This window comes from Acinetobacter sp. DMC2, assembly GCF_056314305.1.
In genome coordinates, this window is sequence record NZ_JBQUYP010000002.1 from 329,727 (window position 1) to 341,830 (window position 12,104).

General features: G+C 42.5%; 9 protein-coding genes and 1 other RNA gene. 2 read left to right on the forward strand and 8 right to left on the reverse strand.

Features of this window, described 5'->3' with window-relative positions; all coding sequences use genetic code 11:
• Positions 1–16: 16 nt before the first annotated feature.
• From ACT53H_RS05875 to ACT53H_RS05900, 6 genes are all read right to left on the reverse strand, one after another.
• Complete coding sequence (locus ACT53H_RS05875; RefSeq protein WP_476008853.1) at positions 17–1,747, reverse strand: class I SAM-dependent DNA methyltransferase; 1,731 nt, start codon at positions 1,745–1,747, stop codon at positions 17–19.
• Positions 1,748–1,843: 96 nt separating this feature from the next.
• Positions 1,844–2,202, reverse strand: a transfer-messenger RNA (tmRNA) gene (gene ssrA, locus ACT53H_RS05880).
• Positions 2,203–2,362: 160 nt separating this feature from the next.
• A complete protein-coding gene (ggt, locus tag ACT53H_RS05885) occupies positions 2,363–4,345 on the reverse strand; it encodes a gamma-glutamyltransferase (protein ID WP_476008854.1) in 1,983 nt (660 codons plus the stop codon).
• 303 nt (positions 4,346–4,648) lie between these two features.
• Positions 4,649–6,175, reverse strand: coding sequence for a DHA2 family efflux MFS transporter permease subunit (locus ACT53H_RS05890; RefSeq protein WP_474772100.1), 1,527 nt, complete (start codon positions 6,173–6,175; stop codon positions 4,649–4,651).
• 6 nt (positions 6,176–6,181) lie between these two features.
• Positions 6,182–7,333: an EmrA/EmrK family multidrug efflux transporter periplasmic adaptor subunit gene (locus tag ACT53H_RS05895; RefSeq protein ID WP_474772101.1), complete on the reverse strand. Its 1,152-nt coding sequence runs from the start codon at positions 7,331–7,333 to the stop codon at positions 6,182–6,184.
• Between the two features lie 268 nt (positions 7,334–7,601).
• Entirely contained in the window at positions 7,602–8,099 is a 498-nt protein-coding gene (locus tag ACT53H_RS05900; protein WP_004641674.1) for a thioesterase family protein, read from the reverse strand.
• Between the two features lie 142 nt (positions 8,100–8,241).
• Between ACT53H_RS05900 and hemB the strand changes: the two genes are divergently transcribed.
• Positions 8,242–9,255 carry a porphobilinogen synthase gene (gene hemB, locus ACT53H_RS05905; protein WP_474772122.1) on the forward strand — a complete coding sequence of 338 codons (1,014 nt, stop codon included), beginning with the start codon at positions 8,242–8,244 and terminating at the stop codon, positions 9,253–9,255.
• 25 nt (positions 9,256–9,280) lie between these two features.
• Entirely contained in the window at positions 9,281–10,396 is a 1,116-nt protein-coding gene (locus ACT53H_RS05910) for an NAD(P)/FAD-dependent oxidoreductase (protein WP_474772102.1), read from the forward strand.
• Here the strand turns inward: ACT53H_RS05910 and ACT53H_RS05915 are convergent.
• Positions 10,388–11,293 (reverse strand): TIGR01777 family oxidoreductase, encoded by a 906-nt coding sequence (locus tag ACT53H_RS05915; RefSeq protein WP_474772103.1) that lies wholly within the window; start codon positions 11,291–11,293, stop codon positions 10,388–10,390. The two genes, ACT53H_RS05910 and ACT53H_RS05915, sit on opposite strands and share 9 nt — an antisense overlap.
• Before the next feature lie 83 nt (positions 11,294–11,376).
• Positions 11,377–11,829 (reverse strand): ABZJ_00895 family protein, encoded by a 453-nt coding sequence (locus ACT53H_RS05920; protein ID WP_039756915.1) that lies wholly within the window; start codon positions 11,827–11,829, stop codon positions 11,377–11,379.
• Positions 11,830–12,104: the final 275 nt, after the last annotated feature.

Genomic DNA, 12,104 nt, shown 5'->3' on the forward strand with positions numbered 1-12,104 from the left:
TAATAATAATGACTGATTAAAAATCATAACCTAGTCCTTTTAAATTCTTTTTAATTTCTGTTTCTAAAATTGCATTTTGAGAAAATTGCTCTTTAAGTTGAGAAGTTAATCGCACCATTTTATCGCTAAATAGTTCTCCATCCTCTTCCTTATCAGCAGTACCGACATAACGGCCAGGTGTGAGAACATAGTCATGTTTTTGAATATCTTTCAGTTCAGCAGAAAAACAGAAACCTTTTTCATCATGATATTTCTCGCCCTCGAAATTTTCACCTTGTTGCCAAGCATGTAAAGCATTGGTAATTTTACCGATATCAATATCGGTAAAATCACGCAATACTCGATCTTTCATATAGCCCAAATTTCGAGCATCTATAAATAAAGTTTTACCTTCACGATTTATTTTCTTTTTATTTAAAGATAAACCATTCTTTTTATCTTTAGTTAAAAACCAGACACAAGCAGGGATTTGTGTATTAGTAAATAATTGCCCAGGTAAAGCCACAATACATTCGACTAAATCCGCCTCAATCAAGTTTTTACGGATTTCACCTTCATTATTAGTATTAGAACTCATCGAACCATTGGCAAGTAGTAATGCCATACTCCCTGTTGGGGATAGATGATGGAGCATATGCTGCATCCATGCAAAGTTAGCATTGCCTTGAGGTGGAGTGCCATATTTCCAACGCACATCATTTTCTAAAGAAGCATGCCACCAATCCTTGATATTAAAAGGCGGATTAGCCATCACAAAGTCAGCACGTAAATCTGGATGCTGATCATCTAAAAAACTGTCAGCGTTTCTCTTACCAAAATTAAAATCAATACCGCGAATAGCCATATTCATGGCTGCAAGTTTCCAAGTGGTTGGATTACTTTCCTGACCATAGATCGAAATATGTTTTTTCTGCTCTGAGGCTTTGTAATGTTTTTCCTGTGCATGTTGCTCAATAAATTTTTCGCTTGATACGAAGAATCCACCTGATCCCATTGCAGGGTCATAAACACGCCCTTTATAAGGCTGTAACATTTCAACTACCAAGGTGACGATACTTTTGGGGGTGTAATACTGTCCACCTTGTTTACCTTCAGCCAAAGCAAACTGTCCCAAAAAGTATTCGTAGACATGTCCAAGAATATCTTTGCTGTGTAAACTGAGTTTTTGTCCATTATATTCAGGTTGGATAAAACTGGTATTGGAAAATAAAATGATAAGTTCTAATAATTTATCATTATCAACATTATGACGTGTTATTCGATCCAAAATACCATTTAACTTTGGATTAGCTTTCTCTATTTCATCAAAAGCATTGTCAATCAACCATGATACTGAGCGTAATTTGACATCACTGCCATTCTCATCTTGCCAAATCACTGAACCACTCGCCTGTGCTGCTGCATTTTTAATATTTTCCCAGCGTGCAGCTTTTGGTAACCAAAACACATTTTTTTCTTGGTAGTAATCCAATATTTCTAATTCATCTGCTATTGCCTGCCGATATTCTTCTTCACTGTCATATTGGTCACGAGGCATATAATAAATATTATTGTCATCTTCCAGAGCAAACAAATTCTTGAGTTCAGACTGACGTTCATCGAAAGCATCCGACACATATTTTAAAAAAATCAGCCCGAGAACAATATGTTTATAATTAGCTGCATCCAGACTGCTACGTAACTTATCAGCTGATTTCCAAAGTTTTTCATCCAGTTCATTTAAGAATTTCTGCTCAAGCTGGTTCATTTAGTTCTCCTTAAGCTAGAAAGCTCATAATTTCATTTATAAAAATATAACAAAAAAAGCCCCAAATATTAAATACTTGGGGCTTTTCACGAATTTTGGTGGAGATGGCGGGAGTTGAACCCGCGTCCGCCAGCATTACGCTCGAGAATACTACATGCTTAGATATCGTCTATTGTTTTAACACCAAATGACCCGACGAACAGGGTACAAGGTGCGATCCTCTAAGTTTGGTATAAAGCCCCGAGGCTTGACTCTATACGGACTTGTGTGCGTGCGCTACGGTCGGGTTCCTAAACCACAAGTATTCTAGGAAGCGGACAAACTGCCCTTAGGCAGCTAGAGCGTAAGTTTCGTCGTTTGCGACTAAAATATGCAAATTTGATTTACGAGAGAAAATGCGCTCTCGGCATGCATCTATGAGTTTCATCACCAGCGTCGAAGCCAATAACATCCCCATGAATGTCTGAACATCATAGCATAACTAAAATAAAATACTGTGCATTTTATCAACAGTCTGCTACTGATGAACATATTTACATAATTGAGTCCCTTTTGTTTTTTTCAAGGGCCACATAAAAAAGCTGCCAAAAATGACAGCTTTTTTTAAAGTTTGGTCTATAAAGCACCATTGCCTAACACAATACCTTCACGGCGTGGGTCTACCCCACCTGCGTATTTACTTTGATTATTAATATTTACTTTCATAATCGTAGAAATACCACTGGTTTGCGCAGTGTTGGCAACGCCATGCCCTTTTGCTTTTAAGCCTTCAATCAAATCAAGCAAAGAAAGCTGTACATTCGAGCTATCCACATTGGTATTTTTGCTATTGGTCGCACCAAAGTTAACAAGCGAAGTCGCCTGCTGTGCGTTTAAGTTCCAGTCCAGCGCACCCACCAAAGTTTTAACCACATATTGAATGATCGTACCGCCACCTGGTGAACCTGTTGCCATATAAAACTCATCTGGCGTGGTGCCTTTAAACACTAAAGTTGGCGCCATGGTACTCCGTGGGCGTTTGCCACCTTCCACACGGTTGGCAACCAGTGCTCCCGTGCTGTCTAGCGGGTTGGCGCTAAAGTCAGTCAACTGGTTAGACAGCAAGAAACCATCCACCATGTGGAATGACCCCATGCTCGATTCAACAGTCGATGTCATTGAAACCACATTGCCATAGGCATCTACAATCGTGAACTGAGTTGTACCATGTTCAACAGTTGTATCGACACCCGAAGCTGGGTTGAAATTGCCTGCTGGCGCAACGCCCATACTTTGGTTCGGGTTAATTAGTGCTGCACGTTGTTTTAAGTAGTTTTTATCAATAAAGCTTGCAATACCCTGCGCTGGTAAAGCGACAAAGTCAGTATCTGCCACATATTTATCGCGGTCGGCGTAGGCCAAACGTTCTGCCTCAGACACTAAATGCACGCCCATCACATCGGGTACACCACCCTCATTTTCAGGGTTCTTAGGTGTGTAAAGAGACATATCAAAGTTTTCTAAAATACCCAGCGTTTGCGCAACTGCAATCCCGCCCGAAGATGGAGGCGGCATGGTACAAACATAGTAACGATCACGATACGTCGTACAAATCGGGTCACGTTTTTTTACCTGATAGTTCGATAAATCCTGCAAGGTCATTAAGCTTGGAGTAATTGGAGTTTTTGCTGGGTCATCCCCAAATGGTTGTGCAGCTTTTTCTACAATCGCTTGAGCAATTGGGCCCGTGTGCAGTGCATTTGCCCCTTGTGAAGCAAGTGCTTCTAGGGTTTTTGCATAGGCTTTATTGGTCATGGTCTCGCCCACTTTACGTGGTGAACCATCTGTGTAGAAATAGGTCGCCATTGCATTTGCATCGAGCGCTAAGCTGTTTGCATTACTTGCAATTGCATCTGCCAAACGGCCCGGAATGCGGAAACCGTTGTCAGCTAAACCAATGGCCTCACCAAAAAGCTGTTTCCATTCAAGTTTGCCATGTTCTTGTTGTGCTTGTTCAAGCAAACGCATCACGCCCGGCACACCAATCGAGCGACCACTACGGCGGGCACTTGGGACAGGTGCTGGTGAATTTGGGTCATATATATCTTGGCGAATTAAATAATATTCGTTGGCTGCGGCTGGTGCTGTTTCACGGCCATCATAAGCAGTAACTTTTTTGGTTTGGGCATCGTAGTACATCATAAAGCCACTACCCGCAATGGTGCTCGATTGTGGCTCGACTAAACCTAGCACTGCTTGTACCGCAACCGCCGCATCGACGGCACTACCGCCTGCTCTTAAAACATCACAACCCGCTTTTACCGCAAGTGGTGTATTTGCCACCACCATATATTTATCTGCGTATTTAACCGTATTACCGAGTCGATAACCCGACGCACCCTCAGGCGCTGCTGGGTCACCATTTTGGTTTGAACCGACCACCACGTTTGAACCGTCTTGTGCCAATTTGCTACAACTGGTGGGGTCATTATCAACAATTAAATTGGGCGGAGTCGTATTTGAATCATCCTTGGGTTGATCTGAAGAATCGTCTCCACATCCTTGTAATAAACCGACTGCTAATAAACTACTAAACAAAAATGAATATTTTATATTCACGTGATAACTCCAATATATACGCTTGCCTATCCATGCAATTGCCATGCAAGCTTGTTTGTTTTCAGGTATTAAGTTTTTTTAATCTTTGATAAAAATAAGGTTTTATAATATTGAATGTTTGAGGGCGTTTTTCCTGTGCCCTGTCTTAAGCCTCCTTGCTTGATATCACACGCTTTTATATCTGATCTGCCCGATTCTGGCATGCTTTATTTAGTCAAATACAGGCAAAATCTACCATTTATAGACTCGCTTTATTTTTTAATAGATCTAAAAAAAGCACCTCCGAAGAGATGCTTTTTGTGTTTAGTGTGATGGCATTCCGCTGACATCTCCTTTGGGTTTTGGACACAGCCAAATGACCAGCCCCGCAAAAACAAACACCATCGCAAATAGCAAAAATACATGGTTTGCCGACATGGTAATCGCTTCTTTATCGACAAGGTTTGAAATAATCCCTAAGGTTGAGTCAGCCGAAAAACCATTTTGTGCAAGGTTATTTTGAACTTCGGCAGTATTTAGGTTTGATACCATTTCACTGCGTGCAACTTTGGCGTGGTCGTCCCACACAGTCACTGCAATTGAAGCACCAATCGCCCCTGCCATGGTTCTTAAAAAGTTCATGAGGCCCGCAGCAGATGCAATCTCTTGCTGGAGTACCGAACCAAGTGCAATATTCGACAGTGGAATAAAGAAGAACGGTACAGCAAAACCTTGTAGGATTTGTGGCCAAGCCAGTGCCATAAAGTCGGCATCTGTGGTCCAGAATGCCCGCATTAAGGTCACACCACCCAGCAAAATCAAACCGAAACTCGCTAGTGCTCGTGGGTCATGTTTGGTCGAAAGCTTTGCCACAATTGGTGACATGGTCAAACTACCAAAGCCCATGGTTGCGGTTAAATAGCCGGCCCATGTAGCAGTGTAGGAAAGGTTCATTTGCAGCCACTGCGGAATCAGTACAATGCTACCAAAGAACGCACCAAAGCCGAGTGATAAGGCCAGTACCGAAATTGCAAAGCCCCTATGCCTAAAGACTTTGACATCTACGACGGGATGCTTGTCGGTCAGCTCCCATATGAGGAACACCACAAAACCAATGGCGGCAGTTAAGCCTAACACCACAATGCTGGTGCTATTAAACCAGTCTCGTTCGTGCCCTAAATCGAGCATGAGCTGTAGCGCACCAATCCACAAAATTAACAAACCTAAACCGACGGTATCGATTCTTAAAGAAATCGTTTCTGTTTCGGCTGGTTTAAGCAAACGGATTGCCGCTAAAACACAAACAATGCCGACCGGTATGTTAATAAAGAAAATCCAGTGCCAAGACAGGTTGTCACTAATCAGACCACCCAAAATTGGTCCTAAAATTGGCCCAACGACGGTCGTCATTGCCCATAGGCCCATGGCCTGTGCATGCTTTTCTTTAGGGAAAATACGCATCAGCAATGTTTGGCTGAGTGGCATGAGTGGGCCACCGCATAGACCTTGTCCAATACGGAAAAACACCAACATGCCTAACGAGTTTGCTAGCCCGCACAAAAACGAAAAAATGGTAAAACCAATCAGGCCGAAAATAAAAACCCGAACGGTACCAAAGCGGCCCGCCAGCCAACCTGTTAAAGGTACACAAATCGCTTCTGCAACTGCATAGGACGTAACAACCCATGTGCCTTGTGTACTTGAAACAGCAAGGTTACCAGTAATGTGCGGTACAGATACGTTGGCAATGGTCGTATCGAGCACGACCATAAAGTTCGACAAGGCAATAACAAACGCTGCCAGTATTAAACGGCCACCGCTTAGTTCGGCAAAAGGTGTTTGCGTTTTCATAAGCGTTTACTTCGCAGATAAGTCGACTTTTGCTTCCATCGACAAGCCAACACGCAGTGGGTGTTCAGCAAGTTCTTTCGGGTCAAGTGCAATACGAACCGGTAAGCGTTGAACCACTTTAATCCAGTTACCTGTTGCATTTTGAGCCGGAATTAAGGCAAAGGCAGAGCCTGTACCACCAGAAAAGCCCATCACTTTGCCGTGATATTCAACGTCGTCGCCATATAAATCTGAAGTAAGTGTGACGATTTGACCCGGACGGACTTTTTTCAACTGACTTTCTTTAAAGTTCGCATCTACATATAAATCGTTGAGCGGCACAATCATCATCATGCTGGTGCCCGGTGCAACACGTTGTCCGACTTGAATATTACGACGTGTGACCACACCATCAACTGGCGCACGAATCACAGTACGTTCTAAATCAAGCTGAGCTTGTTCAACATGTGCTTGGGCAACTTGTACATCAGGTGTTGAAACTTCATTTACACCCTGAATTAAAGCCTCGTTCGCAGCTAAAGTACTTTCAGCAGCTTTACGGCTTGAAGATGCTTGCGCTAAACCTGCTTTAGCAAGCTCTAGCCCTGCTTTGGCCGTTTCTACAGCACTTTGTGCCTTAGTGAGTTCTTCTTTAGACACTGCACCAGAAGCGGCAAGTTGCGCACGGCGATTCAGCTCTAAAGCAGCTCTGTCGTAGTCGGCTTGCGCTTGAGCAACCTGTGCTTTAGCGCTGTTAATTTCGTCGGCACGAACCACAACTTGAGAGTTTAAAGAGCTACTGTTTGCCGCAGTTTGTTTGTATTGGCGTTTTGCTTTGGCGAGTTCTGCCTCAGCTTGAGCCAGTGCAATTTTGGCATCACGATCATCAATACGAACCAGCACGTCACCACGATGTACTGTTTGGGTATCTTTTACCACAACCTGAGCGACCTGCCCGCTTACCATTGAAGTGATTTGAGCCGTTTCTGCACCGACATAGGCATTATCCGTACTCACGGAATGATTTAAAAATAATGCCCAGATTGCATATAAAATAGCGGCGATCAATAAAATCAGCGCAAAAAAACCAAGAAATTTTTTGCGCTTGTTTTGATTGTTGTCATCCGAGGCAGATGTTGTTGGCACTGTTTCTTGTACATTGCTTTGTGCATCAGTCATGGTATGTTCCTAAAGATGGGTTGGCTTTGCCATCAATCTCGCACTACACCTTGTTATAGAGTTTTTATTTTTCTATAAACAAGACATACCGCATTGTCAAAGGAGCTAATTTTAACGCTAAAACCTCATGATATGAGAATAAAAAATGATAACTAATGCGTTCGTTCTAATTAAATTAATGTTTATCTCAAAGTTTTTGTGAAAATTCCTGCTTTTCAAACACTAAAAAAAGCGCACTTGGCGCTTTTTAACTACTTAAATGAGCAATTTAATAGGCGTATGAAGCAATACCCGCAGCAATTGCTTTGCCTTCATCATTGACCATGGTCATGCGCATGGTACAGCCCTTGCGACCTAAACGCAGAACTTCGGCACGTGCAATAAAGTATTTACCACGCCCCGGCGCCAAATAATCTACACGCATGTCGACAGTTGCCAAACGCGATACTTGCTTAATGGTCTCGGTTAAAGTTTCCGGCGTTGAACGGCGATATAAGTGTTCCATTGCCACAATACCACCAATGCTATCGAGCAAGGTTGCAGCAACGCCACCATGCAAAATCTGAAATGCCAGATTACCAATCAGGTCGGGTTGCATCTCGATATAGCCTTCAATCTGCCCGTCCACCACACGCATAATCATTCCACTATGCTTAAAAAAAGGAGAGCTATTAAACGCCTTACATAATTGCTTAAGAACTACATTCAGGTCAGTTTTTGCACCTAAATGAATGCTCCCAGTCCAATTTTTCTTTTCATCACTCATACGTTGCCTAAATTTAAAAGCATGATAAACACCCATAATTTTGTACAAATCCAGCATTATGGGGCTACAATACAGCAGTCGGTTGACAGTAATGGAATATCCGCCAACCTATCCTAGTGTAATACCGAACATCGAGATTGTTATGACTTATACGTTCAATCGTCCTGCATTTCCAGCCACTCGCATGCGCCGTATTCGTAAAAATGACCAGTTGCGTGCGATGGTCAGCGAAACACAGCTCACTACCAATCACTTGATTTATCCAGTATTTGTATTACCGGGACAAAATCAGACCCAAGATATTCCAAGTATGCCAAACATTCAGCGTTTGTCGGCAGATTTGTTACTGAAAAAAGCTGAAAGACTTCTGGAATTGGGTGTATCAAAACTGGCTCTTTTTCCAGTTACTCCTCAAGAAGATAAAAGCCTCACCGCAGAAGCTGCATGGCGTGAAGATGGTTTAGTACAAACCACTTGCCGTTTGCTTAAAAAAGAATTACCAGAAATGGTGTTAATTACTGATGGTGCCCTCGACCCATACACGACTCATGGTCAAGATGGCATTATTGATGAAACTGGCTATGTGCTGAATGACGAGACTGTAGAATGCTTGATTAAACAAGCCTTAAGTCACGCAGAAGCAGGTGCCGAAGTAATTGCACCAAGTGACATGATGGATGGCCGTATTGGCGCGATTCGTCAGGCTTTAGAAGCCAATGGTCACATCTATACCAACATCATGGCTTACTCTGCAAAATATGCATCTAGCTTCTATGGCCCGTTCCGTGATGCTGTTGGCTCTGCATCCAACCTAAAAGGTGGTAATAAATGTAACTACCAGATGGACTTTGCCAACCGTGCCGAAGCGTTACATGAAATCGCGCTTGATATTCAAGAAGGCGCCGACATGGTGATTGTAAAACCAGGCATGCCATATCTGGATGTGGTACGTGAAGTGAAAGATACCTTTGGTGTTCCAACATTCATTTATCAAGTGAGTGGTGAATATGCGATGTTAGCTGGCGCAATTCAAAATGGCTGGTTATCAGACTCAGTCATTTTAGAATCACTCATGTGCTGCCGCCGCGCAGGTGCAGACGGGATCTGGACTTACTTTGCAGAAACCGCTGCCGAAAAACTCAAGGAAATGAACTAAGTTCGCAGAGAAAGGATAACACTGCATGCATATTGCAATCATTGGCGCGGGCATAAGTGGATTAATGTCTGCGCTGGAGTTGGTTGAACAAGGCTGCACAGTCAGCATTTTTGATCAACAACAAGCGGGTCAAGCAGCCTCTTGGGCTGGCGGAGGTATTCTCTCTCCGATGTATCCGTGGCGCTATGTGCATGCAGTGAACCAACTTACTCAATTTGGTAAAGCCTCTTATCAAGCATGGAACCAAAAACTCTCCCCTGTTACAGGCATTGATTTTGAAATTCATGACACAGGCATGCTCATTTTTGATGAAGAAGATTTTGACGTTGGAATGTCCTACGCCGAGCAACATCAAGAACCGATGCAGCGCTGTGAATATTTACAGCGAGATGCGCTAGAACAAGTAAACCCGCATATCTCCGATCAGTTTCAAGAAGCGATTTATTTCCCTGAACTGTCTAATATCCGCAACCCGCGTGTATTACAGTCCCTGATTAGCTATTTAAAACAACATCCAAATGTTGAGTTTTTCGAACACGCTGCTGTTAAAAAACTGATTCAACAAGGTGATGTGATACAAGCCTTACAAACCGAAGATGGTCGCAAACATACAGCAGACCATTTTGTAATAACTTCGGGTGCTTGGAGCCATTACTGGAACTCACAATTACAACTCGAAATTCCAGTCGAACCTGTTCAAGGCCAAATGTTGTTATTTAAAACCCCTGCTCACTGGCTACCGACCATGTGCATGAATCGAGTGATGTATTTGATTCCACGTATGGACGGTCATATTGTGTGTGGGTCAAGCATGGCGCATCGTGGTTTTGATACTTCTACCGACGAAACTACGCAGCACAATATTTTAGAAGCATGTTTAGAAATGGTGCCTGAACTGGCCGATTTCCCGATTGTACATCGCTGGGCAGGGCTCAGACCAAGCTCACCAAATGGTGTTCCATACATTGGCAAAATGCCTGAAATGGATAACCTCTGGGCAAACTTTGGTCATTTTAGAAATGGGTTATGTATGGGTGCAGGCTCTGCACAATTGCTCCGTCAGCTTATGCTGGGTCAACCGACATTAGTTGATGCCAAAGCATATTCTCCAGAGCGTTTGCAAAATAAAATCTTAGCCTGACGCCACTATATTCTCTAAAGCCATTTTTAACTGAGGATAAGCAAACTCAAATCCTTCAGCTTGTAAGGCTGCGGGTTTAACGTATTGGCCATTTAAGATCAATTGCGACTGTTCCCCTAACAAACAGCGAAAAACAGTGCTAGGCGCTGACAATATTGGTTTCTTATTGAGTACCGCAGCAGCTTGCTCAACAAAAGTTTGTTGAGTCACATTTTCTGGTGCGACCACATTATGGATTTGAGCAGATTGAGGGTACTTAAATATAAACTCGATGGCGCTTAATACATCTTCAATGTGTACCCAAACCACAGGCTGACGCCCGTGACCAATTTGACCGACCAAATTGAGTCGAATCGGAAGTAACATTTTAGGCAAGATGCCACCACCTTGCCCAAACACCACACCTAAACGAATAATTTTAGTATTTTGCTGAGGATCTGCTAAAGCTGCATGCTCCCACTCTTGGCAAAGCTGAGACATAAAAATAGGCTGTGGCGAGCTTTGTTCGGTGCACACCTCTGCCCACTTTTCTTGATCATCAATCCCGTAATAACCAATCGCAGAACCAGAGACAATCACTTCTGGAAAAATTTCAGACTGCTTGAGCCATGCATACAGTTTTCGGGTCGTGTTTACTCGGCTTTCAATGAGTTGTTTTTTACGTGACTCGGTCCAGCGTTTTTCGCCAATATTTGCACCTGCCAAATTCACCACATAGTCAATTTGACGGGTCGTAATATCTTCAAACTTTTGCACCCACTGTAAGGCAGGATGGTCAGATTTCTTCCCAGCCTGCCGTGTCACAGCAATCACGTTATAATTTTTTTGCAGCAGGAACTTAATTAAATGTGTTCCGATAAAACCACTGGCACCCGTGATTAATACATTCTTATTCATATTTCCTCCAAAACCGAGGACACAAGTTTTATTTAATTATATAAGACTCATTTATATTTAATCGTATGAGTTTTCGTAGTGATCTATTGCACGTTAAACATTTTGTCAGCCATTCGCTGTGCCTGTTTGCCGTAAAACCAGTAGGTAATTAAATAAAGCGGGATAGCTAACATTAAAAGCATAATCACCATAATGCTCAAGAACTGAGGCTGTTTGAGGTAAAGCATAAAGTTCTGCAAAATCTCAGGGTCTTTTCTAGCAAATAAAAACAGGCCAAATAAAACACCACATAAGTTATAGCCCCAAAAAATCAGGGTAAAACCTAAAGTAAATTTCTTTTTTTCTTGTACAGTCGGTGCACGGCGTTCTTTCTTTAAAAATTTAAATAAGACAAAAATCATTGCGCCTAAATATGGAACGGCTGTTAAAATACCGCCTACACTCGCTGGTAATAGTGCTGCAACCACACCTACAATTAAGGTAAGCACGATGCATAAACCAAAAAACCAGAGAAAGTAAGAACGTAATTTGGTCATATTTTTGCCTAATTTATGGGTTCAAAAAATAATTATAAATTTTTTTCGATTTTTTTTCATTTTTCTGTCAACCAATCCGAATCTCTTGACGTTATATAGGGTAATAAGGTCGCAGCAACCGAATACTTCCTTTGCACGGCATCCGCAAAATTGTTTCGGTGACCTTTCATTACGACGCTTTTCTTCCTTCAGATTAGGTTTTGTTAGCAGCCGAAACCCTTGATGAAGTTTTTGACCGACGATTCTCTCATCACTCGAATCGTCGGTTTTTATTT

Excerpts from the sequence above, each read along its gene's own strand:
- ACT53H_RS05875 (WP_476008853.1), bottom strand. The coding sequence starts at position 1,747 with ATGAACCAGCTTGAGCAGAAATTCTTAAATGAACTGGATGAAAAACTT.
- ACT53H_RS05890 (WP_474772100.1), bottom strand. The coding sequence starts at position 6,175 with ATGAAAACGCAAACACCTTTTGCCGAACTAAGCGGTGGCCGTTTAATA.
- ACT53H_RS05895 (WP_474772101.1), bottom strand. The coding sequence starts at position 7,333 with ATGACTGATGCACAAAGCAATGTACAAGAAACAGTGCCAACAACATCT.
- ACT53H_RS05900 (WP_004641674.1), bottom strand. The coding sequence starts at position 8,099 with ATGAGTGATGAAAAGAAAAATTGGACTGGGAGCATTCATTTAGGTGCA.
- hemB (WP_474772122.1), top strand. The coding sequence starts at position 8,242 with ATGACTTATACGTTCAATCGTCCTGCATTTCCAGCCACTCGCATGCGC.
- ACT53H_RS05910 (WP_474772102.1), top strand. The coding sequence starts at position 9,281 with ATGCATATTGCAATCATTGGCGCGGGCATAAGTGGATTAATGTCTGCG.
- ACT53H_RS05915 (WP_474772103.1), bottom strand. The coding sequence starts at position 11,293 with ATGAATAAGAATGTATTAATCACGGGTGCCAGTGGTTTTATCGGAACA.
- ACT53H_RS05920 (WP_039756915.1), bottom strand. The coding sequence starts at position 11,829 with ATGACCAAATTACGTTCTTACTTTCTCTGGTTTTTTGGTTTATGCATC.